A 22,122-nucleotide genomic window follows, 5' to 3' on the forward strand; every position below is an offset into this window, starting at 1 on the left:
TTCCTGAATCCGGCGCCGCGAGCGCACTGCCGATGAGCCTGTTCCGACCCCGCATGCTGCTGTCCGTCGCCCTGATCGGCCTGCTGGCCGGCTGCGGTGGCGACCCGGTCCGCCCTGCGCCGCCGCCGGCGCCAACCGTGGTACCGCAGGCCAAGCCGGTGAAGATCGGTATCGCCCTCGGTGGTGGCGCAGCCAAGGGCTTCGCCCACATCGGCGTGATCAAGATGCTGGAGGCCAATGGCTTCGAACCGGCCGTGGTGTCCGGCACCAGTGCCGGCAGCGTGGTCGGCGCGCTGTATGCCAGCGGCATGGATGCGTTCCAGATGCAGAGCAAGGCAGTGGCGCTGGATGAAGCCAGCATCCGCGACGTGCGCCTGTTCTCCGGTGGCCTGGTGCAGGGCCAGAAGCTGCAGGACTACGTCAACGAGCAGGTCGCCAACCGCCCCGCCGAGCGCCTGAAGAAGCCGTTCGCCGCCGTCGCGACCCAGCTGGAAACAGGCGAGCGCGCGATCTTCGTGCGCGGCAACGTCGGCCAGGCCGTGCGCGCCTCCAGCAGCATTCCCGGCGTGTTCGAACCGGTGAAGATCGGTGGCCGCAACTACATCGATGGCGGCGTGGTGAGCCCGGTGCCGGTCGATGCCGCGCGCCAGCTCGGCGCCGACTTCGTGATCGCCGTGGACATCTCCAGCAAGGCCAGCGGCAAGGCGCCGACCGACATGCTGGGCATCGTCAACCAGTCCATCTCGATCATGGGCCAGCGCCTGGGCGAGCAGGAACTGGCACGCGCCGACATCGTCATCCGCCCGAAGGTGCTGGACATCGGCGCCGCCGATTTCAGCCAGCGTGGCACCGCGATCCTGGAGGGCGAAAAGGCCGCAATGGCCGCGATGCCGCAGATCCGCGCGAAGATCCAGCAGCTGCAGCGTGCACGCGCCGCGGCCGCCGCACCGGCACCCGTGGCCGCGCCGAAGTGCGAGGAAGCCTCGCGCCTGGGCAGGCTGATGGGCCGCAAGGACAAGTGCTGAGCTGAGCCGGCGTGTCGCTGCCAGACAGCGACGCGCGCGTTCTAGCGCGCAGGCCGGTAACCGCTGGCCTGCTGCCGCTCGCGCCTGCGCGCCTGACGGGCCTGCTCCTGCAGTGTCGCCGTGTGCTGCAGTTGTTCCATGCCATCGGCCGGCACATGCAGCTGGCGTCGCGCACGGGTGAGTGCCAGATAGACCGCGCGCACCGGGTTGTGCCAGATGCGCCCGCCCTGCCCCGCACTGAAGCAACCGGGTGACAGTGAGACCACGTCGAACTGCAGGTTCTTCGCGTGTTCGGCCAGGCACAGCGCCACCCGCCCTTCAGCGGGCGTGTCCTGGTCATCGAGCGCCTGCAGCAGTGACTGCACCCGATCGGCAGACGCAAACAGTTCGACCAGCGCGCCCTGCCCTTCGTCGGCCTGCGTGGCCAGGAAGCGCTCCCACTCCGGGTCCGATGCGCTGGCGTGGCGACGGCGCCACGCATCCAGCGGGCGCTGCAACACACCGCGCAGCGCGCGCAGCGATGCCGGATGCAGGTAGGGCCGCAGCCCGAGCGCCTGCAGCTGCGCCGCATCGAGGGCCAGATCGGCGACGCTGCCATGGATGCGCAGGCCCTCGCTTGGTACCTGCGCCCAGTGGCGGTAATGCAGCACACCGGTGGCGCGGTCGGCGGCACCGACGAACGGCCCACTGTCCTGGCCCAGTCCATCCAGCGCCAGGGTCTGGTTGACCAGGCCCTCGACCTGGTTGCCCTGGCGCACCGACTGGTGCATTTCCAGCACCTTCGACGCGCCCCAGCGCGGCACCGTGCCGGACAGGCACTGATGCGGATCGCCCAGACTGACCACGCCAGGCGCATGGCCGGCCAGCAACTGCTTCCACGACGGGCTGAGGTCATGCGCCTCGTCCACCAGCAGCATGCCCATGTCCAGCGGCGGGGTAACGCCGCGCAGTGCCAACCACTTGCCGATGTGCGCCGGGCTGAGGCTCAGCAGCGTGCCCCGCTGCAGCTCGGCGTCGAACATGCAGCGCCAGACGTGCTCGGCAGCCGCCATGTACGGTGACACGTCGAGCATCGCGGCGGGCACCGAACGGTCGAAATGCTGGAACGCCAAGCCCGGTGCCGACGACGCGCACCAACGGTTGATGGCCTCGAACGCAGTCAGCAGCACCTGCTCCGGGCTGCGCCCACCGATGCCCTGCAGGCCGATGCGGCCGGCAATCTCGCGCGGCGTGCGGGTGCTGCGCCGGTAGCTGGCAACGAAGCCACCGGTGTGGCCGCTGCGCGCGGCATGCTGCGCCACGCGGTTGGCGAACTCGATCTGGGTCAGCAGGCGCACCGCGGTGCTGGCCGGCACGCGGCTGCGGAAGGCTTCCACCTGCCCACGCGAGGGCGCCACGTAGGTGTAGCGGCCGGGCCGCGCCTCCATCAGCGCCAGCACCAGGTGGCCCTTGCCGGTGCCGGCATAGCCATCGAGGTCGATCAGCTCATCGGGGTTGGCGGCGATGGCGCGCAGCACGCGGGCCTGCTCGGAGGTGTACAGGCCATGGTGTTCGACCGCACGCGCGTCCTCGGCGGCCACGTCATCCTGCGTGAGCGCCTCGTCACTGGAAAAGGTGGCGGGAAAGCGGATCTCATGCTCGGTCAGGGTTTCCTGGCAGGCCTGCTGCAGGGCCAGGCCCGGATACTCCAGTGGCGACTGCGCGATGACGTCCTGCAGGATCTGCGCCGGCGCCAGCAGCACGCCGTGGGCGGCCAATGCGGTCAGCCAGGCATCCAGCTCCGGCTGGCCTCCGCCACCGGGGCCGGCCAGCTCCGCGGCGGCGCCTTCGTTGCCGGCAAACAGCGCGCAGGCATCATGCAGCAGGCGTTCGATCTCGGCCGCTGGATGCAGGCGCGTCCGGCACAACTGCGCGGCCATCAGCCCGGCCTGCTCCACTGCCGTCTGCGGCGGCGTGCCGTGAGCGATGTAACGTGCCAGCGACTTGCGCTGCAGCGGCAGGAAGATGGTGGTGGGCACCGGGTGCTGGAGTTCGGACATGCGTGGAACCGGAAAGGAACGCTGCGGCGCGCGCAGGGCGGTGATGCTCGGCTACCCGCCCGGCCGCGTCAAATCGCCGCTGCGCTCATTCCAGCTGCGACAACGGCAATGCCTGGAAACCCTTCACCGTGCGCAGCACGAAGCTGGAATTGGCGTCGGCCACGCCGCCGGCGTTGAGCAGGCGGTCCAGCAGGAAGTGCGAAAAGTGCTCCAGGTCGCGCACGTAGACGTGCAGCAGGTAGTCCATGTCGCCGGTCAGCGCATGGCAGGCCACCACCTCGTCCCAGCCCTGCACGCTGTCCACGAAGTGGCCGATGGCGGCCTGGTCGTGCTTTTCCAACTGCACGCGCACGAAGGCCTGCAGGCCCAGGCGCAGCTGCCGCGGCTCCAGCCGCGCGCCGTAGCCGACGATCACGCCCTCGCTTTCCAGCCGCTGCAGGCGGCGCAGGCAGGCCGAGGGCGACAGGTTCACCCGAGTCGCCAGCTCCGCGTTGGTGGCGCGCCCATCCCGCTGGATTTCAGCCAGCAGGCGTATATCCGTGCGATCAAACTGGACTTCTCCGGCCATTGCTGCTCCGCAACATGGTGACTGCGCAAGGATATTGCGCCAACAATGCCAATCGGCGCAACTTTTGCAACCCTGTTGCGCGCGCCCTGCCCTAGCATCGTGGCTATCCCTTCAAGGAGTGCCCCATGGACCTCGCCCAGCCCCGCCGCGTCGAACACCAGCAGACCGACAAGGGCTACGTGCCGGTGTACACCACCGCGCTCGTCGAGCAGCCGTGGGACACCTACAGCGCCGACGACCACGCCACCTGGAGCACGCTGTACCAGCGCCAGCGCGAGCTGCTGGTCGGCCGTGCCTGCCAGGAATTCCTGGACGCGCAGGACGAGATGGGCATGAACGCGCACATGATTCCGCGCTTCGACCAGCTCAACGAAGTGCTGGGCGCGGCCACCGGCTGGACCCTGGTCGGCGTCGAAGGCCTGCTGCCGGAACTGGATTTCTTCGACCACCTGGCCAACCGCCGCTTTCCCGTGACCTGGTGGATCCGTCGCCCGGACCAGATCGACTACATCGCCGAGCCGGACCTGTTCCACGACCTGTTCGGCCATGTGCCGCTGCTGATGAACCCGGTGTTCGCCGACTACATGGAGGCCTATGGCCGTGGCGGCGTCAAAGCCCACGCGATCGGCCCGGACGCGCTGCAGAACCTCACCCGCCTGTACTGGTACACGGTGGAGTTCGGCCTGATCGACACGCTCGACGGCCTGCGCATCTACGGTGCCGGCATCGTGTCGTCCAAGGGCGAGTCGCTGTACTCGCTGGAATCGGCCGCACCCAACCGCATCGGTTTCGACCTGCAGCGGATCATGCGAACGAAGTACCGCATCGACACCTTCCAGAAGACCTACTTCGTCATCGACAGCTTTGAACAGCTGATGCAGGCGACGTCGCCGGACTTCACCCCGATCTACGCGGCACTGGCCGACCAGGCGCACCTGCCTGCCGGTGACGTGCAGGCTGACGATCACGTGTTCCAGGCCGGCACGGGTGAAGGCTGGGCGGACGGCGGCGACGTGTGATGCGCGCTGCCGCGCGGCTATCCTGCACGGCATGACTGATGCATTTGCTTCGCTGCGCGTAACCGATGTCGCTTTCGACGACGACTTCATCCTGCTGACCCTGGCCGATGGCCGCCGTACCCGCCAGCCGCTGCGCTGGGTACCTGCGTTGTTCGAAGCCGATGCAGGGCAACGCGCGCGGTGGGTCGCCACCGCCGATGGCCTGGGCGTGAACTGGCCGGCGCTGCTGCCGGCGCGCGAGGCTGGCGTGGTCGATATCCTCAACCAGGTCTGGGATGACCGCTACGAGGCCGCGCTGGCGCGACTGAAGGCAGCCGCGTGGACGCTGGATGCGCTGTCCGACGAAGACCAGCAGCTGGTGGCGCTGTGGCGCATGGAGGCCGACATCAACAACGGCGGCTTCATGCAGTTCCTGTGCAACTGGGGCGACCCGACCTGCCAGCTGGCGTTGCGTGCGCTGCAGGCGATGGGCGCGGCGAAGACCCACGCGATCCTGGCCGGCATGCGCGGGCTGGTCGACCGGCTGGAAGATGACCCGGCGGTCAAGCAACTGACCGACCTGTACGGCGCGATGACCGAACAGGAGCAGGAGGCGCTGCACGCCTTCGACGAAGCCTATTTCGAGCGACCGGAAGACCTGGCCAGGTTGGGGCTGAAGCACTTCGGCCCGGAGCCTGTCGAACGACGATGACCATGCACGCCGGCGCTGTTCTGTAGAGCCGAGCCCATGCTCGGCTACGTTTCTATCAGCGCGGGTACACCAGCAGCACCACCAGATCCTCCTCACCCACCTGCTGCAGCGCATGGTGGCTGCCCTTGCGGGTCAGCAGCGCGTGCCCGGCGTGCACGTCGTACTGCCTGCCATCCAGCACATAACTGCCCTGCCCACTGACGATGTAATAGATCTCGTCCTTGTGCTGCGGATGCAGGCCGATGCCCGCGCCTTTGTGCAGCACACGCTTGCGCAGCACGAACGGCAGCCCTTCGGCATCGGCGAAGAGCGGATACGCCGTGGTCGGGCCGGCACCGCCGTGCGGGCCTGCTTGCGTGCGCACAACACTGTCTTCGTGCACCACCTGCGAGGGCAGGGCTGGGTCGCTACCCTGCCCTTCCGCCACCACGTCGCAGTCGATATCCCGCACCAGCGCCGGCTGCAGCGCGGGTAGCAGCGGCACCGCCTCGTGCAATACCAGGCAGGCCACCGCATGTGCGCCGGCCACGCTTAAATGGGTGCCGTCGGCCTTGTTCTGTTCGGGCACGAACAGGAAGTAGGGTCGCGCGCCCTCCTCACCCAGCGCGCGGATCCAGCGCATGCTGCGGTCATTCAGATCAATCAGCGCAATCTGCTCGCGCGCGGCCAACGCCTTCATCGACTGCGTGTAGCGGCCATGCGTATCCAGCAGTGAACCGAAGTCGTACAGCAGCCGCGCCACCGGCGTGACCAGCACCGGCGTGGCGCCCTTTGCGCGGGCCACCTGTACGTAACGCATCAGCAGGCGTGGGTAGTCGCTGTCCGGATCGGTGTAGCGCGTGCGGTCTTCGAACTTCGCATCGTTGTGGCCGAACTGGATCAGCAGAACCTCGCCTTGGCGCAGCTCGGCGGCGATGGCCTCCAGGCGCCCTTCCTCGATGAAACTGCGCGTGCTGCGCCCGCCCTTGGCGTGGTTGTGCACCTCCAAGCGCGCCGGGTCCAGGTAGCTCTGCAGCGCCTGGCCCCAGCCGGCCTGCGGCGCGCGCTCGGGGCCGTATGCGGCCGCAGTGGAGTCACCGGCAATGAAGACCCGCACGGGCGCCGCCTGCGCGGTGGTGCACGACAGCAGCAACAACAAAGGCAACAGGGTGCGCATGTCCGGTCTCCGGTAGTGCCGGCCGCTGCCCGGCAACCTCATGAACGGCGGAAGCATTGCCAGGACGCCGGCCAGCGGCCGGCACTACCGCGGATCACGCGTCAGCGCGCCAGCCAGCCACCATCGACCGGCAGCACGGCGCCGTTGATGTAATCCGACGCCGACGAGGCCAGGAACACCGCCGCACCGGCCAGGTCATCCGGCGTGCCCCAGCGACCAGCCGGGATGCGCTCCAGGATCGCCTTGTTGCGCGCTTCGTCGGCGCGCAGCTGGGCGGTGTTGTCGGTGGCCATGTAGCCCGGGGCGATGGCATTGATGTTGATGCCCTTGCCCGCCCACTCGTTGGCCAGCAGCCGGGTGATGCCGGCGATGCCGCTCTTGCTGGCGGTGTACGACGGCACGCGGATACCGCCCTGGAAGGACAGCATCGAAGCGATGTTGATGATCTTGCCGTGGCCCTGTTCGATGAAGTGGCGGCCGGCGGCCTGCGAAATGAAGAACGCGGACTTGAGATTGACGTTCATCACGTCGTCCCAGTCCTGCTCGCTGAAGTCCACCGCATCGGCGCGGCGGATCAGGCCGGCGTTGTTGACCAGGATGTCCAACCCGCCCAGGCCTTCGATGGTCTCGCGGACCACGCGCGCCACCGGCTCGATGCTGATCAGGTTGGCTTCGATGGCCAGGCAGCGGCGGCCCAGCGCGGTGATCTTTTCGATGGTATCGGTGGGCGGGGCGATGCCGGCCACGGCGACGTCGGCACCAGCGGCGGCCAGTGCCACGGCGATGCCCTGGCCCAGACCGGTATTGCCACCGGTTACCAGAGCGACCTTGCCTTCCAGGCTGAAGGGATTAGCCATTGCGTATGCGTTCCTTGATAGAGACGAGCGGTGTCGACGGCCGGCACACGGTGCGCGGCGGCCAGGCGGGCTTACTTGAGCTGGCAGATGTCCAGCACGTGCATGTCGGTGTAGTCCAGGTTCTCGCCACCCATCGCCCAGATGAAGGCGTAGTTGCTGGTGCCGGCGCCCATGTGGATCGACCACGGCGGCGACACGACCGCTTCGTTGTTCTGGATCACGATGTGACGCTGCGCGGCCGGCTCGCCCATGAAGTGGTAGACGCGGTCGCTGTCACCCAGGTCGAAGTAGAAGTAGACCTCGCTGCGACGGTCGTGCAGGTGCGGCGGCATGGTGTTCCACACGCTGCCCGGCTTGAGCACGGTCAGGCCCAGCAGCAGCTGCGAGGACTGGCAGGTGGCCGGCACGATGTACTGGTAGATGGTGCGCTCGTTGCTGGTTTCCAGCGCGCCGCGGTCCAGTGCAACGGCGTCCTTGATGGACAGCTGCCTGGTTTCGAAGCGGGCATGGGCCGGGGTCGAGGCCAGATAGAACTGGGCGGGGTTGGCGGCGTCCTGCGAGGCGAACACGACCTCCTTGCTGCCCATGGCCACGTACAGACCGTCCTTCGGACCCAGCGTGTAGCCGGTGCCATCCACGGTGACCGTACCGGTGCCGCTGCCGACGTTGATCACGCCCAGTTCCCGGCGCTCCAGGAACGGGTGGCCTGCGGCCGAAGCGGGTTCGGTCTGGGTGGGCAGCGCAAGCGGTGCGTCCACCGGGGCGGCGCCACCAATCACGAAGCGCTCGTAGTGGGTGTACTTGAGGGTCACGGCACCGGCGTTGAACAGGCCATCGAGCAGGTACAGGTCACGCAGCTGGTCGTTGCTGGCACCGTGGATGGCATCGGGATGGGTGGCGTAATGGGTCTTGCTGTACATGGCGTCTCCAGAGCGGGGGGCGGGCCGACGGGTCGGCCCCGGCGCGGTTCACGGTCGATTCTAGCCAGACAGGAAACCGGTGTCATTTTGCGTCGCACGATGCCGGGATGGCCCGGGCATGGCGGGGTGGATCGGGTGGATGGGGCAGGGGCGTGTCACGACCAGAGGTCGTGACCTGCAGGATTGATCCTTGGGGATCAATCCTCCGGCGGCTGGCAGGAATCGCGGACGATCAGGTGCGGCCGCACGCTGGCAATGGGCAGCGCGGCCTGGCCTTCGGGCTGGATCAGCATCGCCGCGGCGGTGCGTCCGGTATCGCGCGTGTGCCGGCGCACCGAGGTCAGCGAGGGCCACAGGCGCGAGGCAAGCGGGCTGTCGTCATAGCCGACAATGGACAGCTGGCGCGGAATGTTGATGCCCGCGCGCAGCGCCACCTTGTAGATACCGGCGGCCATTTCATCGTTGCCGGTGAAGATGGCGGTCGGGCGGCGCTTGCCCAGCAGCAGTTTCTCGGCAGCGGCGACACCGGATTCGAAGGTGTAGCCGGCCTCGATGATGCGGTCCTTCGGCAGCTCGATACCGCGTTGCGACAGTGCGTCGATGAAGCCGGCGGTACGTTCATGGGCCGAACGGTAGGCGCTGGGACCGGTCACCAGGGCAATGTCACGGTGGCCGAGCGAGAGCAGGTAGTCGGCGGCTTCGGCCGCACCATCGCGGTCATGGGTGACCACCATCTGCGAGCTTTCGTCCAGCGGCAGCGCTGCCACGCGGGTAAACCGGCAGCCGATCTCATCGAGCATGTCCGCCAGCGCCTGGTCTTCCGAGGCACGCGGCACCAGGATCACGCCGTGCAGCTTCTGCTGCTGCACGAAGCGACGCACGCCTTCGATGTAGCCGGGGCTGCGGCTGTCACAGGGATGCACCACCAGCTCGAAACTGGATCCACGCAATGCATCCAGCGCGCCGTACTGCATGTCCACGATGTACTGCGCGGTGGGGTTGTCGTAGACCATGCCGATCAGGAAGGAGCGGCGGAACGCCAGCCCGCGGGCCAGTGGATCGGGCGTATAGCCCACTTCACGCATCAACGCTTCCACCTTGTCGCGCGTGTCCTTGCGCACCAGTGGCGAGTTGTTGATGATTCTTGAAACCGTTTTCTTGGATACACCCGACAGTCGCGCGATGTCGTTGATGGTGGCTGCCTTGCCCTTCGCCAATGCCGGCGTAGCGGCATCGTTCTTGTTGCGCACTGACATGTTTTGAACCCGGTAAGTCTGGGGATTCCGGCTCCGCGCTCAGTCCAGCGCGCGGTAGCGGAAGTTGCGGAAGGTTACCGCACCGTCGCCGGCCGCATACAGCGCCGGCTTCAACGCCAGGAACCTGCCCGCGACATTGTGATGGTAACCGGACACTTCCATCTGAACCGGATACTTCTGCCAAGTGTGCCCGTCGGTGCTGGAGTGGAAGGTGACGATGTGGCGGTTGTTGGTCACCCGCAACCACAGCCGGCCGCCGCGGCCCGGGGCCGGTCGGGCAGGGCGCTCCTCGCCGTAGCGATGCATGATGAACGACTCGCCGTTGCTGCCCACGCCCGCGTACAGCCGGTCGCTGTAGAACAGCAGCGCGCCGCCCACGGCACCGGGGGCGATCTCCATCTCCACCTCGAACTGATAGGCCCGGTCGCCGGCGATGGTGGTCAGCGGCGAGGCGTCGCGCGGCGTGCTGCCCTTGCCCTGCAGGACAAGGCCGTTGCCACTGAAACCCAGCCGGCGGTACTCATCCTGCGCCGGGTTGAAGAACGCCCACTGCGGGCCAAGCGTGCTGCCGCGGAAATCATCCGACAGCGCCATGCCATGCGGCGACAGCGCCTGTCCGGCCGGCTTGCGCAGTGGCTGACCAAGGTCTCCGCCCGTGGCCCGGAACCAGCCGTCAGCGGTCCATTCGATCGGTTCGAGCAGGGCCTGCCGACCCAGCGTCCAGAAGCCGTTCTCGTACCCGTGGTACATCATCCACCAGCGTCCATCGGTCCCTTCGATCACCGTCGCGTGGCCGCGTGACCACCAGGGCTCGGCCGCCGACTGCGTGCGCGTAATCGGGTTGTTGGGCGCGTTCTCCCATGGTCCGTGGATCGAACGCGAGCGCGCGGTGATCACCATGTGCCCGGTCGGCGGACCGGCGGTGCCGCCCACTGCCGTGGTCATGTAGTACCAGCCGTCGCGGACGTGGATCTTCGGGCCTTCCTGCGCGTAGGCCTCAACGTCCCAGTCCTGCGGGTAGCGCCAGCCGTCATAGACGTGTTTCGGCGTGCCGACCACGCTCAACCCGTCGTCGGCCAGCTGCACGTAATCACCGCCACTGAGGAACAGGTAGCGCTTGCCGTCTTCACCCACTGCATGGCCGGGATCGATGTAGCCACCCAGGCCGATGTCGATCGGCGCGCTCCACGGGCCCTTGATGTCATCGGCCCAGACCACGAAGTTGCTGCGGCGCTCGCCGGTGCGGGCCGGGAAGTAGATGAAGTAGCGCCCCCGATGCTTGACGATGTCCGGCGCCCAGATCGCCCCCACGTTGCGAGTGACCGCATGTCCCAGCGGCTGCCAGTTCACCAGGTCGCGCGAGTGCCAGATCGGGAGGCCGGGGTAGGCGTCGAACGACGACAGCGTGAGGTAGTAATCGTCCCCGTCCTTGAGCACCGAGGGATCCGGATGGTCACCGGCCAGCACCGGATTGAGGAACGTGCCATCGCCCCGGTCCGCCTGGCGCTGGTGTTCCAGCCCCCGCGCCCACTGCGCCGGCGCGCGCGCGGGCTCCGCCGCGGGTGCAGGCCGTGCCGGCAGCAACAGCACAAGCAGAGTGATGGTGGCGGCGATACACAGTGCACGCATGGCAGTCTCCTCGTGGCTCAGCCGCGCAGCGCGGCGGGCAGCCACAACGACAGTGAGGGGAAGAAGGCCACGACCAGCAGCACGGCGAGCGCGGCGAACCAGAACGGCCAGATCGTGCGCATGCTCTGGCCCACGCTGATCTTGCCGATGGCCGTGCCGATGAACAGCACCGAGCCCACCGGGGGCGTGACCAGACCCAGGCCACCGGTGAGCACCAGCACCAGGCCGAAGTGGATCGGATCGATGCCGTAGGCGCGCGCCACCGGCAGGAAGATCGGCGTGCAGATCAGGATCATCGGCGCCAGGTCCATGAAGGTGCCCAGCAGCAGCAGCATCACCACGATCATCAGCAGCACCATGAACTGGCTGTGCGCGAACGACTGCAGGAACTCGACGGCGGCTGCGGGCACCTGCAGGTAGGCCAGCAGCCAGCCAAACACGGCAGCGGTGGCGATCACGAACAGGATCACGCCCGTGCTGCGCGCAGCGTGGATGACGGTGTCGAAGAACTCGCGCCAGCGCAGTTGCCGGTACAGCACGGTGGTCACCAGCAAGGCGTAGACCACGGCGATGGCTGCGCTTTCCACTGCGGTGAAGATGCCGGCACGGATACCGATGAAGATCAGCGCGACCAGGCCCAGGCCGGGCAGGGCGGAGACGATGCGCAGGGCCACGGCACGCCAGCCGGGAAAGACCTCCACGCCATAGCCGCGGCGACGTGCGACCGCATAGCCGGTGACCATCAGCGCCAGCGTCATCAGCAGCGCAGGGACAATGCCGGCGGCGAACAGGTCGGCGATGGACAGGCCCCCGCCGGCGGCAGCGGAGAACAGGATCAGGTTGTGCGACGGAGGCACCAGCAGCGCCACCAGCGCGGCGGTGATGCTGACGTTGACGGCGAAATCGCGGTCGTAGCCGCGCTTGACCATCTGCGGGATCATCGTGCCGCCGACCGCCGAAACGTCGGCGATGGCCGAGCCGGACACGCCGCCGAAGAACAGCGAGGACAGGATCGAGACCTGGCCGAGGCCACCGCGCAAGCGCCCCACCAGCGACGAGGCCAGGGCGATCAGGCGCTCGGAGATGCCGCCGCGCATCATGATCTCGCCCGCGAAGATGAACAACGGAATGGCGATCAGCGAGGCCGAGCCGGTACCGGCCGAGATCTGCTGCACCAGCACGATGCTGGGGATATCCAGGTAGAGCAGGGTGGCCAGCGCGGCAGCGGCCAGCGCGTAGGCCACCGGCACGCCGAGCAGCAGCAGCACGGCAAACACGGAGAACAGGATGGTGATACCCATGGATCAACGATCTCCTTCAGCGTCTTCGGCGCCGGTGGCGCGGGCCTGCAGCGCGTTCCACGCACGGTTCAGCGCGAACAGCAGCATCAGCCCGCCGCCCACCGCCAGTGGCAGGTAGTTGATGCTCTGCGGCAGATCGGCGCCGGCGGTCTTGATGTCCAGGCCGTCGAGCAGCAGATCACCCGACCAGAAGGCGATGAAGCCTCCCAGCACCGCCACCACCAGCTGCACCAGCACGTCCACCGCACGGCGCAGGCCGGGGCCCAGGCAGGCATGCAGCAGGAAGAAGCCGAAGTGGCGGTTGGTGTGCACACCGCAGGCGGCGCCCAGGCTCATCGCCGTGGCCAGCAGCAGCAGCGTGACCGGCTCGGTCCAGCTGGGCGAATCGTTGATCACGTAGCGCGCGAACACCTGCCAGCCCTGCACCACCACCAGCCCCAGCAGGGCAGCAACGGCGCCGTAGATGGCGATGTCGGCGATGCGGTCCAGCAGGCGCTGGCCAGGCCCGGTGGCGGGCGTCGTCGTCTCGATCATGGCAGTGTCCTCAGGCGGCGCGGATGCGGTCGACCAGCGCGGCAATCTCCGGCTGCTGCAGGTACTGCTGCAGCAGCGGCTGGGCGGCGGTGCGGAAGGCGGGCATGTCCACCTCGTTGGCTTTCACCCCATAGGCCAGGACGGCGCGGCGTGCGGCGTCCTCCGACGCATCCCACTGCTCGCGCATCACCTTCACCGACGCGCGCGCGGTCTGCAGCAGCAGCTGGCGGTCGTCAGGCGACAGGCGTTCGAAACTGGCGCGCGACATCAGCAACACATCCGGCGCGTACGAATGGTCGCTCTGCGACCAGTAGTGCGCCGCTTCGAAGTGGCGGCTGGAATGGAAGCTGCGCATGTTGTTCTCGGCGCCGTCGATCATGTGGGTTTCCATCCCGGAGAACGTGTCGCCCAGCGACATCGGCGTCGGATTGGCGCCGAGCAGGCGCATCAGCTGGATGAAGATGTCCGATGAGGCGACGCGCAGCTTCAGGCCGTGCAGGTCCTTGGGCGAAACGATGGGGTGCTTGGTGTTGTAGAAGCAGCGTGCACCGGAATCGTAGATCGCCAGGCCGACCAGGCCGCGGCCCTGGAAGCCGCGCAGCACGGCTTCGGCCACGCCGTCATCCAGCGCGGCACGCTGGTGCGCCACCGACGTGAACACGTAGGGCAGGCACAGCGCCTGGGTCAGCGGAAAGGCATTGTTCAGCGCACCGGCATACACGCGGGTGATATCGATGGCACCGAAGCGCGCCATGTCGATCGCCTCGGATTCGCGGCCCAGCTGGCCGGAGTGGTACTGGCGCAGGCGCAGGCGACCGTTGGTTTCGCGCTGCAGCGTTTCGCCGATCCACTTCACCGCGGTGACGGTAGGGTAGTCGGCCACATGCACGTCGGTGGCGGTCAACAGCGCGCCACCGGCCATATCGCCCCCCGGCCCGCGGCCACAGGCGGCGAGCATCGGGGTGGCCAGGGCAGCAGCGCCACCGGCCAGGAAGTTACGTCGTGTGATCATCTGCGCCCTCCCGCGCGTGTTCACCAGGGCAGCCCCGCGGTCATCCCGCGGGCACGGCCCGGCAGGCAATGTCACCGAAGCCGGCAAAGCGCACCAGCGCCGTTTGTCCTGCCTCGATATCGTGGATGCCGGTGGCATTGCCGGTGGCGATCAGGTCGCCCTTGCGCAGCGGCCGGCCACGCAGGGCCGAACGGGACAGCGCAAAGGCATAGGCCGCGCGCAGGCCACCGGGCAGGCGGGTGGCGCCACCGGTGCCGACCACCTCACCTTCGATCAGTGTCTCGGCACGCAGCGAGTTTTCGTCGCGTGCGGTCCAGTCGACGATCTCCGGGCCCAGCACCAGGCCGTTGTTGTTGCCAAAGTCGGACACCACCACGCGCGGACCAAGTTCGTTGATGGTGGCCAGCGGACTGCTGGCCACTTCCACGCCGATATAGAGGCGCGCAGGCAGCGCTTCGGCCTGTTCCGGGGACCAGTCCAGCTGTCCGGCCGGCGCGTCCTCCAACAGCTCCAGCACGTACTCTGCTTCGACTGCGCCGAAGCCCCCGACGAAGACCGGGATGTCGGTTGTTCCACCGGTATCATTCCAGAGCTGACGTTTGAAGATCGGCCCCAGCAGGCGCTCATCGCCGGAGCCGTCGCGGCGCTCGGCAGCGATGTAACCCACCTTCCAGCCGACCACCGTATCGCTCCACAGGCCAATGGCCTGGTCCTGCACGTGGTAGGCAGCCACCAGATCGACGGGGATCTCTCCGGGGAACGCGGGCAGGGCCTTGCCTGCGCGGCGTGCATCGGTGAAGGCGCGGGCGATGGCGGCTGCACCGTCCGGCGCCGGCCTCTGCCCCTGTGTGCCGTGTTCGTTGCTCAAGAACGGTCTCCCTCTGCGTTGTTGCACTGCCCATCGACAGCGTCTGCAGGAGGTGTATATGGTAAACCGGTGTCATCACGCAAGCCGCAGCGCATCACACCCGCTTCCGGGGCGCCTGCGGCACGCTGCCCACCCTTCGCTGGAGCCCGGTCCGCCATGCGTCTGCCCCCTCTTGTGCTGTTCCTGTGCGTTCTGTTGACGCTTGCCCCGGCACGTGCCAGCGACGTCCCGCTGCGCGACGGCCAGCGGCTTGCCGGGGAGGTGGCGGGCGAACGCCTGCCGCTGTGGCCGGACGGCCAGGTACCTGGCCAGAGCGCTCCGGCACGGAAGGCGCGGGTGGTTGAGCGCAGCGCCGATCCGGCCCATCCGGACCGGTTCGTGGACGGGATCGATGCGCCATACATGATCGTGCACGCGCCGCCACGTCCGAACGGGCAGGCGGTGCTGGTCATTCCGGGCGGCGGCTACCAGCGGGTGGTAATCGACAAGGAGGGCAGCGCGCTGGTGCCGGACTGGGTGCAGCGGGCAGGCTTCACCCTGTTCGTGCTTCGCTACCGCCTGCCGCAGCCGGGCAGGGACCGCCAGGCGGCGCTGGCCGATGCCCAGCGTGCGCTGCGGGTCGTGCGCGACCAGGCCGCGCGCCGCGGCCTGGAGGCGGACAATGTGGCGGTCATGGGCTTTTCCGCCGGCGGCCACGTGGCTGCGCGGCTGGCCACCGGCTTCGATGCGCAGGTCTATCCCGCACGCGATGCGATCGATCAGCTGAGCGCGCGCCCGGCACGGGCGGTGCTGGTCTACCCGGTCATCGACATGGGCGCGCATGCGCACAGTGGTTCGCGCGGGCGATTGCTGGGCGAGCGCCCTGACCCCGCATTGGCGACCCAGTACTCGGTGCAGGAGCACGTGCGTGCGGACATGCCGCCGACGATGCTGATCCATGCCAACGACGATCGCGTGGTCAGCGTGCACAACAGCGAGGTGATGGCGCAGGCGCTGGCCAGGGCGGGTGTCGAGCACGAACTGCATGTGTTCGCCCATGGTGGCCACGGCTTCGGCATGCGCCTGCAGCCCGGCTCCACCCTGGCGCAGTGGCCAGCGCTGGCGCAGGCATGGCTGACAGCAGGAAAGGATGCGGAGGGCAGCCGATGACGGGAGCACCCGACGATCTGCAGCGCCGCCGTTTCCTGCGCGACAGCGCGCGCTGGGCGTTGGCCACGGCCACGCTGGCGACGTTGCCGGCAGCGGCGATGCCCGCTGCACGCGACGAACGCCTGCCGATCGTCCGCGTGCGCGGGGGGCGTCTGCGCGGCCAGCATGAACAAGGCGTGCTGGTATTCCGCGGCGTGCGCTACGGCGCCGATACCGGCACCCATCGCTTCCAGCCACCACGCCGGGAAGCGGCATGGAACGGGATCGCCGATGCACTGGACTATGGCGCGGCCGCACCGCAGGGCGGCGCGGAAGGCCCCGGCAGCGAAGACTGCCTGTTCCTCAACGTCTGGACCCCCGCACTGGGGGATGGCGGCCGCCGCCCGGTGCTGGTCTACATACACGGGGGTGGGTTCAACAACGGCTCCGGCAGCGATCCGCTGTACGACGGCAGTGCGCTGTGCCGCCGCGGCGATGTGGTGGTGGTGACCCTCAATCATCGGCTGAACACCTTCGGTTACCTGTACCTGGGCGCACTTGGCGACGCACGCTACGCCGCGTCGGGGAATGTCGGCCAGCTCGACCTGGTACAGGCGCTGCAGTGGGTGCGCGAGCACGCGGCGATCTTCGGCGGTGACGCTGGAAACATCACCGTGTTCGGCCAGTCCGGGGGCGGCGCCAAGATCGCCACGCTGATGGCGATGCCGGCGGCACGCGGCCTGTTCCAGCGCGCGTGGACGATGAGCGGGCAGCAGGTCACCGCGGCCGGCCCGCGTGCCGCCGCGCAGCGCGCTGCCATCGCAATGGAGGCAGTGGGTGCAAAGGACCTGTCCGCCCTGCTGCGGCTCCCGGCCACGGATCTGCTTGCAGCCACCCGTGCCCGCGATCCATCGCGGGTGGAAAGCACGTCGCTGTACTTCGGGCCGGTACTGGACGAAGTCTCCCTTCCGGTGCATCCGTTCTGGCCGCAGGCGCCGCGGCAGTCGGCCAGCATTCCGATGGTCATCGGCAATACGCGCGACGAGACCCGTGCCTTCCTCGGCAACGATCCGGCCAACTTCACCTTGACCTGGGAGACGCTGCCGGCACAGCTGCAACGCCAGCAGTTCGTGGATCTGCTGCCGCAGACGGTGATCGCCGAGTACCGGCGCCTGTACCCGCATTACACGCCTTCGGAGGTGTTCTTCGCGGCCACTACCGCAGGACGTTCCTGGCGCGGCGCAGTGGAGGAGCTGGAAGCGCGTGCGCGTCAGCCCAGCGGGGCCGCGCCCACCTGGGCCTACCAGCTGGACTGGGGCTCACCGGTGGAGCAAGGCCGGCTGCGCGCCTTCCACACGCTGGACATCCCGCTGGTGTTCGACAACGCCGGCCTGCCCGGCGCACGCACCGGTGGCGGCGCGGACGCGCATACGCTGGCGGCGACAATGAGCGACGCACTGATCGCCTTCGCGCGCAACGGCGACCCCAATCATCGCGGAATGCCGCAATGGCCCCCCTACGCGCTGCCCCGGCGGCAGACCATGCTGTTCGATCGCCAGAGCGGCGTGGTGGACGATCCTCGTGCCGGCGAACGTGCGCTGTATGCAAAAGTACCGTTCGTGCAGCGCGGCACGCAGTGATGACACCGCGGTGCAAACATTCTGTTAACCCCTCTCGGCTAGAGTCGGGGCATGGGAACGATGTCCTTGCCACCGTCATTCACCGGCCGGGAGCGGCTGTTCGCTGCGATCGATGCCGCGGTGATGCTGGGCACGCCGGAGGCCATCACCGGTGCGCTGCAGCAGGTGCTGCGCGAGGCCATCGTCGATCCGTCCATCCAGCTGCCCCCCTGCGTGCGGCGCCCGGTCGAAGGGCATTACGCACGCCGTGAACTGCACCGCAGCCCGACCCTGGGCTACAGCGTCATCGCCATGTGCTGGGGCCCAGGCCAGGGCACGCCGCTGCACGACCACGATGCGATGTGGTGCGTGGAAGGCGTCTGGCAGGGCGAACTGATCGTCACTCCCTATGCGCTGATTGAACAGGATGGCGAACGTCATCGCTTTGCCGCCCAGCCCACGCTGTACGGCCACTGCGGTAGTGCCGGCAGCCTGATTCCGCCGCACGAGTACCACACGCTGTGCAACGCCAGCGACGCGGACGTGGCCGTGTCGCTGCATGTCTACGAGGGCGTGATGGAACGCAGCGCGGTGTTCGAGCCATTGGATGATGGCTGGTACCAGCGCCGGATGAAACGGCTGGAGACCGAGGCGTCCTGACCCACGCCGGATCACGCCCGGCGTAATGCAGGCATCATCGCGGCACGCCGACCACGTTGTTGAGCCGGGTCACTTCCTCGCCACCGTCGGCCAGCGCCACGCGCACGCGCAGGCCGCTGCGGTCACCGGCCGGCAACGGCAGCCAGACCTGCACGGTCTTCGGCTGCAGGTCACTGGGTGCCCCCAGTGCCGGCACGTCCGTGCGGGCGATCTCGCGACCGCGCGCGTCTTCCAGCATTGCTACGGCCACGCCGGTGCCGACATGGCCCAGGCTGTGCACGGTCACCTGCAGCTGGCTGCCGTCGATGCGTACGTCGCCGCGACCCACGCCCAGGTCCGGCCGTGTTTCCACCGGTGTTCCCTCGGACACGCGTTCGAACTCGAACACCTCGGTACGCCCGGGACGGAACTGCAGCGCCACCGAAGCGCTGGTTTCCAGCTGTACGCGGCGTTCGGCGGGCGTGCCGTCGATGTGGCCATCGCCATCGGCATCCACGCCGCTGCGTATCCGCCAGGTCCCGCTGGCCACGTTCCAGCCGGTCATGTCGGCGCCGATGGTGCGCGTGCCCAGGTTGTAGCTGGTAACGGTGAAACGTTCACGCGACGGCGCATGCACCAGCAGGGCGACCTGTTCGGCCGCTCCATCGCGGTCGAAGCGCCAGCTGACGGTGTGGCCGGGCCAACTCTGGTTGCGCTTCAGCGCGATCCCACCCAGGCGTGCGCGCTGGAGGAATTCACTGGGCGCTTCCACGCGGTCGGACCACCAGTGGCCCTCGGTGTTCATGTACGCGCGCTGCACTTTCGCCTGCAGGCCGTCGGCATGCAGGGCGGCGATGTATGACCTGTCGCCGCTGGCCTGCCAGGCCATCAGGCTGGCGAAGCCGGTTTTTCCCGCGTCGGCCTCGGCGCGCAGCAGCGGATACCAGTCCTGTTGCCGGCCCAGTACGTCCACGACGTTCTCGCCCAGGTTGGCCAGTGCGCCCGGACCGCCACGGGCCACGCGGTAGTCCAGTGCCTGCAGGTACTTCGCATCGCCGCTCCAGCGCCACGCCGCCCAGAAGGTGTGCATCGTGTCGCCACTGCCGGAGCCGTTGTTCAACTCGCCGCCGCGGGTGGCACCGCTGGCCCAGTTGATCTCGTTGGGCAGGGTGAAGCGTCCCTTGTCGTCCTTGCCTGCGTGGGCCAGATAGCCATCGGCCAGGCCGATCACCAGCCCGCGGCCGGTGGGATCGGCGTTGTACTGGCCCAGCAGGAACGCCGGGTGCAGCACCGGGAAAGAATACGGCTTCTGCCACTGCCAGTTCGGTTCGCGGTAGACCTTGTTGCCACCGAACCAGTTGCTGGAGAACAGCAGGTGGCCCTGCGGGTTGCGCAGGATGATGCGCTCGTCGAAGGCCTTCACCGTTTCCATCAGGCGTTCCAGCGTCAGCGGATCGCCCCAGTTGAGGTAGAGCATGGCGCTGTTGGTGTTGATGCCTTCCTCATAGGAATGCAGCTCGTCGGTCTCGATGGTACTCAAGCCGTTGCTGAACATGCCGTTGCGGTACACCGCGTCGGACAGCGCGGTCAGCGAGGCGTTCAATCGATCCGGCTGCACGCCCATCAGGGCCAGCCCCGGCCACTGCTGGGTCAGGTCGGAATCGTCCGAAATGCCACCACCGAAGTCACCGTAGGCCACCTGCCGTTCGTCGATCCACCAGTCGACGAACTGCCGCACCTGCGCCAGGTCCTGCACCTGGTTGAATGCCCACGCCGGCACGCCCCTGGGCACGGCAGGCGCCGTGTAGGGCGGGCGGCCCTGGCTGTTGTAGCTGATGTAGTTCCAGTACAGGCGGCCGAGTTCATGGTCCGGATCCACCCGCAGCAGGTCGCTCAGGTCCGCGTACACGCGCGCGTACAGGCGCTGGCGCTTGGACGTGGTGTGCTCTTCCACCAGGAAGCCCCAGTTGTCGCGGACCTGGTTGAAGCGGTCGGCCACGTGCTCCTTCAGCGCGTCGGCACGCGGCTTGAACACCAGCCGGACCTGCGCACCGTCGAGGGCATCGGCATCGAAGCCTGGTGCGGCCGAGGCGATGCTCAGCCACAGGCTGTCCGGGGTGAGGATGCGATCGCGCAGGTCCAGCCACAGCGTGCGCGCCTGCCGTGGCGGCACCGACACCGATACATCGATCATGTCGCGCGCCGGCCAGATCGGATCCTTGATGCGGATGTTCAGCGGGATCAGTCCATCGTGGGTGGGCGGCAGGTCCAGCGCGGGAAGGTCGATGGCCACGCCGTCCAGGCCGTCGTGCATGTTCTCCCAGCTGTAGGCCCAGCTGCGGATCAGCGGCTGGTTGGCCGGCGCGTCACCCACCCCGGAAGGAATCAGCACGTGCACGATCGGCTGCGGATGTGCGGGCAGGGTGCCGGCATCCCGGCGGCGGGAACCAGCGCCCTTCGGCAGCGCCATCACCGTGCTGCGTTCGGCGGCCGGGAAACGTCCGTCGATGTAGCGGCGCAATGCGTCCAGGTTGGTGTAGTCGGGCAGCGCCCGGCTGTCGATGATGTAGGTCTGCTTCACCGTGCCTTCCGGCTCGGTGCCCTTGCTCACGTGGTAGGCCCAGATTTCCTGGATCGGTGTTTCCTGCTCGACGTTGCTGAAACGCAGCACGCCGCCGCGCTGCGCGGCAATGTCGTCGACGCTGCGCACCACGCCGCGCGGGCGCGTGACCAGCACGTCGGTGGCATGTCCGGCGTCGGGCCCGTGGGAAAGGGTGCCGAAGGCCGCACCACGGATCTCCACCCGGTTCACCGTTTCGGTGGCCGGCAGGGTCAGGTCCAGGTGCTGGCCGCCTTCCACATAGGTGTTCCAGTCCGGAAGCTGGAAGTAGTCATTGCGGCCGGGCAGGCGCGAGCGGTTGTACACGCCCGGCCAGGTGGTTTCGGCGATGCCATCGGTGGCCTTCCACATCCACGCCTTCAGGTCGCGGGTGTCGGCGAATTCGATCTTGCGGATGCGGGTGCCGCCGGCCGCCAACGCTGGGGGTGCAGCCCCTTCCCAGCCGAAGCGGTGGCGCCAGGCGCGCGTGCCATCGCCGATCGCCACGGCGCTGGCTGGCTCGCGGCCGCGCGCCAGCGTTGCCACCGCCGGCGCATCCAGCATGCGGTCGTAGACCCGGATGTGCTGGAGATCGCTCCCACGCAGGAAGTTGTAGCGACTCTGCACCTGGTACGGTGCCATTACCCGCCCGGCAAGGCCGAGCTGGTCCAGCGCGGCATCGTAATTGCCGGTGGCCTGCGCGCGCGCCACTTCGCGGCCATCGATGAACAGGCGCACGCCGTGGTCCTCATCCCAGGCGAAGGCCAGGTGCAACCACTGGTCGGGACGCGGCAGTGCATCCATGCGGAACGACACGCGTGTGCGTGCCAGGTTGGCATCGGTGACGAAGGCATCGAAGCCGTGCCCGTTCCAGTCGATGCGCAGCCAGGCCATGTCCCAGCTGCTGTGGTCGGCGTAGCCGACGCGGAAGATCACGAACGGCGCTTCACCCACCGCGTAGCGTGAACGCCAGTCGAAGGCCAGCGTGCCGCGCTGGGCCAGGATGTTGCCCGGCGCGTCCCAGGCAAGCACGCCGTCGTCTTCCCATTGGATGGCCTTGCCATGCTGGCCGTCGTCGACCACCGCGACCTTGTCGCGAAAGTTCGCTACGGCCTCACCGTGAGCGGTCACGGCCTGCAGGCCGTGATTGGCATCCACATGGAAGAGCAGGGTGGGGACATCGGCGGCGGCCGTCGCGGGGCCTGCAGCCAGGGCCACTGCCAGCAGCAGGCAGCGGGACACGGTCGTGCGGTGCGGCATGG

At 68.1% G+C, this 22,122-nt stretch carries 18 protein-coding genes; 6 read left to right on the forward strand and 12 right to left on the reverse strand.

The features are described 5' to 3' along the window. Nucleotides 1-32: 32 nt before the first annotated feature. Nucleotides 33-1,025 (forward strand): patatin-like phospholipase family protein, encoded by a 993-nt coding sequence (locus AC5P7R_RS07265; RefSeq protein WP_021204629.1) that lies wholly within the window; start codon nt 33-35, stop codon nt 1,023-1,025. 41 nt (nt 1,026-1,066) lie between these two features. On the opposite strand, the gene AC5P7R_RS07270 is transcribed toward AC5P7R_RS07265, so the two are convergent. Both AC5P7R_RS07270 and AC5P7R_RS07275 read right to left on the reverse strand, forming a co-directional pair. Further along, nucleotides 1,067-3,064 carry a hypothetical protein gene (locus tag AC5P7R_RS07270; RefSeq protein ID WP_021204628.1) on the reverse strand — a complete coding sequence of 666 codons (1,998 nt, stop codon included), beginning with the start codon at nt 3,062-3,064 and terminating at the stop codon, nt 1,067-1,069. An 85-nt stretch (nt 3,065-3,149) separates the two neighbouring features. Next, nucleotides 3,150-3,632, reverse strand: a complete 483-nt coding sequence (locus tag AC5P7R_RS07275) for an Lrp/AsnC family transcriptional regulator (RefSeq protein WP_004153377.1) — start codon at nt 3,630-3,632, stop codon at nt 3,150-3,152. A gap of 125 nt (nt 3,633-3,757) precedes the next feature. Between AC5P7R_RS07275 and phhA the strand changes: the two genes are divergently transcribed. Together phhA and AC5P7R_RS07285 are read left to right on the forward strand one after the other, a co-directional pair. Next, on the forward strand, nt 3,758-4,651 hold the full coding sequence (gene phhA / locus AC5P7R_RS07280; RefSeq protein ID WP_021204627.1) for a phenylalanine 4-monooxygenase: 894 nt from the start codon (nt 3,758-3,760) through the stop codon (nt 4,649-4,651). A 31-nt stretch (nt 4,652-4,682) separates the two neighbouring features. After that, on the forward strand, nt 4,683-5,342 hold the full coding sequence (locus tag AC5P7R_RS07285; protein WP_021204626.1) for a DMP19 family protein: 660 nt from the start codon (nt 4,683-4,685) through the stop codon (nt 5,340-5,342). Between the two features lie 55 nt (nt 5,343-5,397). Here AC5P7R_RS07285 and AC5P7R_RS07290 read toward each other — a convergent pair whose 3' ends face one another. The 9 genes from AC5P7R_RS07290 to AC5P7R_RS07330 form a co-directional block, all read right to left on the reverse strand. Beyond that, complete coding sequence (locus tag AC5P7R_RS07290; protein ID WP_111104108.1) at nt 5,398-6,498, reverse strand: GDSL-type esterase/lipase family protein; 1,101 nt, start codon at nt 6,496-6,498, stop codon at nt 5,398-5,400. A gap of 101 nt (nt 6,499-6,599) precedes the next feature. Next, nucleotides 6,600-7,355: a 2-dehydro-3-deoxy-D-gluconate 5-dehydrogenase KduD gene (gene kduD / locus AC5P7R_RS07295; protein WP_005421125.1), complete on the reverse strand. Its 756-nt coding sequence runs from the start codon at nt 7,353-7,355 to the stop codon at nt 6,600-6,602. A 71-nt stretch (nt 7,356-7,426) separates the two neighbouring features. Further along, nucleotides 7,427-8,275, reverse strand: a complete 849-nt coding sequence (kduI, locus tag AC5P7R_RS07300) for a 5-dehydro-4-deoxy-D-glucuronate isomerase (RefSeq protein ID WP_019337387.1) — start codon at nt 8,273-8,275, stop codon at nt 7,427-7,429. A 197-nt stretch (nt 8,276-8,472) separates the two neighbouring features. Next, on the reverse strand, nt 8,473-9,531 hold the full coding sequence (locus AC5P7R_RS07305; protein WP_019337388.1) for a LacI family DNA-binding transcriptional regulator: 1,059 nt from the start codon (nt 9,529-9,531) through the stop codon (nt 8,473-8,475). A gap of 39 nt (nt 9,532-9,570) precedes the next feature. Beyond that, on the reverse strand, nt 9,571-11,160 hold the full coding sequence (locus AC5P7R_RS07310) for a family 43 glycosylhydrolase (protein WP_019337389.1): 1,590 nt from the start codon (nt 11,158-11,160) through the stop codon (nt 9,571-9,573). A 17-nt stretch (nt 11,161-11,177) separates the two neighbouring features. Next, nucleotides 11,178-12,461: a TRAP transporter large permease gene (locus AC5P7R_RS07315; protein ID WP_005421133.1), complete on the reverse strand. Its 1,284-nt coding sequence runs from the start codon at nt 12,459-12,461 to the stop codon at nt 11,178-11,180. 3 nt (nt 12,462-12,464) lie between these two features. Continuing rightward, the gene (locus AC5P7R_RS07320) at nt 12,465-12,995 is read right to left on the reverse strand and encodes a TRAP transporter small permease (protein ID WP_031270840.1); all 531 of its coding nucleotides are present in this window, start codon (nt 12,993-12,995) and stop codon (nt 12,465-12,467) included. A 10-nt stretch (nt 12,996-13,005) separates the two neighbouring features. Further along, on the reverse strand, nt 13,006-14,007 hold the full coding sequence (locus tag AC5P7R_RS07325; protein WP_021204623.1) for a TRAP transporter substrate-binding protein: 1,002 nt from the start codon (nt 14,005-14,007) through the stop codon (nt 13,006-13,008). Nucleotides 14,008-14,047: 40 nt separating this feature from the next. Next, nucleotides 14,048-14,875: a 2-keto-4-pentenoate hydratase gene (locus tag AC5P7R_RS07330; RefSeq protein WP_019337392.1), complete on the reverse strand. Its 828-nt coding sequence runs from the start codon at nt 14,873-14,875 to the stop codon at nt 14,048-14,050. A gap of 174 nt (nt 14,876-15,049) precedes the next feature. On the opposite strand from AC5P7R_RS07330, the gene AC5P7R_RS07335 reads away from it, so the two are divergent. Genes AC5P7R_RS07335 through AC5P7R_RS07345 form a run of 3 tightly spaced genes read left to right on the forward strand, consistent with a single transcriptional unit; the run spans nt 15,050 to nt 18,282 of the window. Then, nucleotides 15,050-16,024, forward strand: coding sequence for an alpha/beta hydrolase (locus AC5P7R_RS07335; protein WP_478436580.1), 975 nt, complete (start codon nt 15,050-15,052; stop codon nt 16,022-16,024). After that, a complete protein-coding gene (locus tag AC5P7R_RS07340; protein WP_207049686.1) occupies nt 16,021-17,643 on the forward strand; it encodes a carboxylesterase family protein in 1,623 nt (540 codons plus the stop codon). The genes AC5P7R_RS07335 and AC5P7R_RS07340 overlap by 4 nt, the downstream gene beginning before the upstream one ends. Before the next feature lie 51 nt (nt 17,644-17,694). Beyond that, entirely contained in the window at nt 17,695-18,282 is a 588-nt protein-coding gene (locus AC5P7R_RS07345) for a cysteine dioxygenase family protein (protein WP_111099263.1), read from the forward strand. 34 nt (nt 18,283-18,316) lie between these two features. Here the strand turns inward: AC5P7R_RS07345 and AC5P7R_RS07350 are convergent, their stop codons facing one another. Further along, complete coding sequence (locus AC5P7R_RS07350) at nt 18,317-22,120, reverse strand: LamG-like jellyroll fold domain-containing protein (RefSeq protein WP_495213809.1); 3,804 nt, start codon at nt 22,118-22,120, stop codon at nt 18,317-18,319. Nucleotides 22,121-22,122: the final 2 nt, after the last annotated feature.

It is taken from the genome of Stenotrophomonas sp. YJH_SMC_27 (assembly GCF_059369815.1).

Bases quoted from the DNA above. Each gene is read 5' to 3' on its own strand.
- AC5P7R_RS07265 (WP_021204629.1), top strand. From the start codon at position 33: ATGAGCCTGTTCCGACCCCGCATGCTGCTGTCCGTCGCCCTGATCGGC.
- AC5P7R_RS07270 (WP_021204628.1), bottom strand. From the start codon at position 3,064: ATGTCCGAACTCCAGCACCCGGTGCCCACCACCATCTTCCTGCCGCTG.
- AC5P7R_RS07275 (WP_004153377.1), bottom strand. From the start codon at position 3,632: ATGGCCGGAGAAGTCCAGTTTGATCGCACGGATATACGCCTGCTGGCT.
- phhA (WP_021204627.1), top strand. From the start codon at position 3,758: ATGGACCTCGCCCAGCCCCGCCGCGTCGAACACCAGCAGACCGACAAG.
- AC5P7R_RS07285 (WP_021204626.1), top strand. From the start codon at position 4,683: ATGACTGATGCATTTGCTTCGCTGCGCGTAACCGATGTCGCTTTCGAC.
- AC5P7R_RS07290 (WP_111104108.1), bottom strand. From the start codon at position 6,498: ATGCGCACCCTGTTGCCTTTGTTGTTGCTGCTGTCGTGCACCACCGCG.
- kduD (WP_005421125.1), bottom strand. From the start codon at position 7,355: ATGGCTAATCCCTTCAGCCTGGAAGGCAAGGTCGCTCTGGTAACCGGT.
- kduI (WP_019337387.1), bottom strand. From the start codon at position 8,275: ATGTACAGCAAGACCCATTACGCCACCCATCCCGATGCCATCCACGGT.
- AC5P7R_RS07305 (WP_019337388.1), bottom strand. From the start codon at position 9,531: ATGTCAGTGCGCAACAAGAACGATGCCGCTACGCCGGCATTGGCGAAG.
- AC5P7R_RS07310 (WP_019337389.1), bottom strand. From the start codon at position 11,160: ATGCGTGCACTGTGTATCGCCGCCACCATCACTCTGCTTGTGCTGTTG.
- AC5P7R_RS07315 (WP_005421133.1), bottom strand. From the start codon at position 12,461: ATGGGTATCACCATCCTGTTCTCCGTGTTTGCCGTGCTGCTGCTGCTC.
- AC5P7R_RS07320 (WP_031270840.1), bottom strand. From the start codon at position 12,995: ATGATCGAGACGACGACGCCCGCCACCGGGCCTGGCCAGCGCCTGCTG.
- AC5P7R_RS07325 (WP_021204623.1), bottom strand. From the start codon at position 14,007: ATGATCACACGACGTAACTTCCTGGCCGGTGGCGCTGCTGCCCTGGCC.
- AC5P7R_RS07340 (WP_207049686.1), top strand. From the start codon at position 16,021: ATGACGGGAGCACCCGACGATCTGCAGCGCCGCCGTTTCCTGCGCGAC.
- AC5P7R_RS07345 (WP_111099263.1), top strand. From the start codon at position 17,695: ATGGGAACGATGTCCTTGCCACCGTCATTCACCGGCCGGGAGCGGCTG.
- AC5P7R_RS07350 (WP_495213809.1), bottom strand. From the start codon at position 22,120: ATGCCGCACCGCACGACCGTGTCCCGCTGCCTGCTGCTGGCAGTGGCC.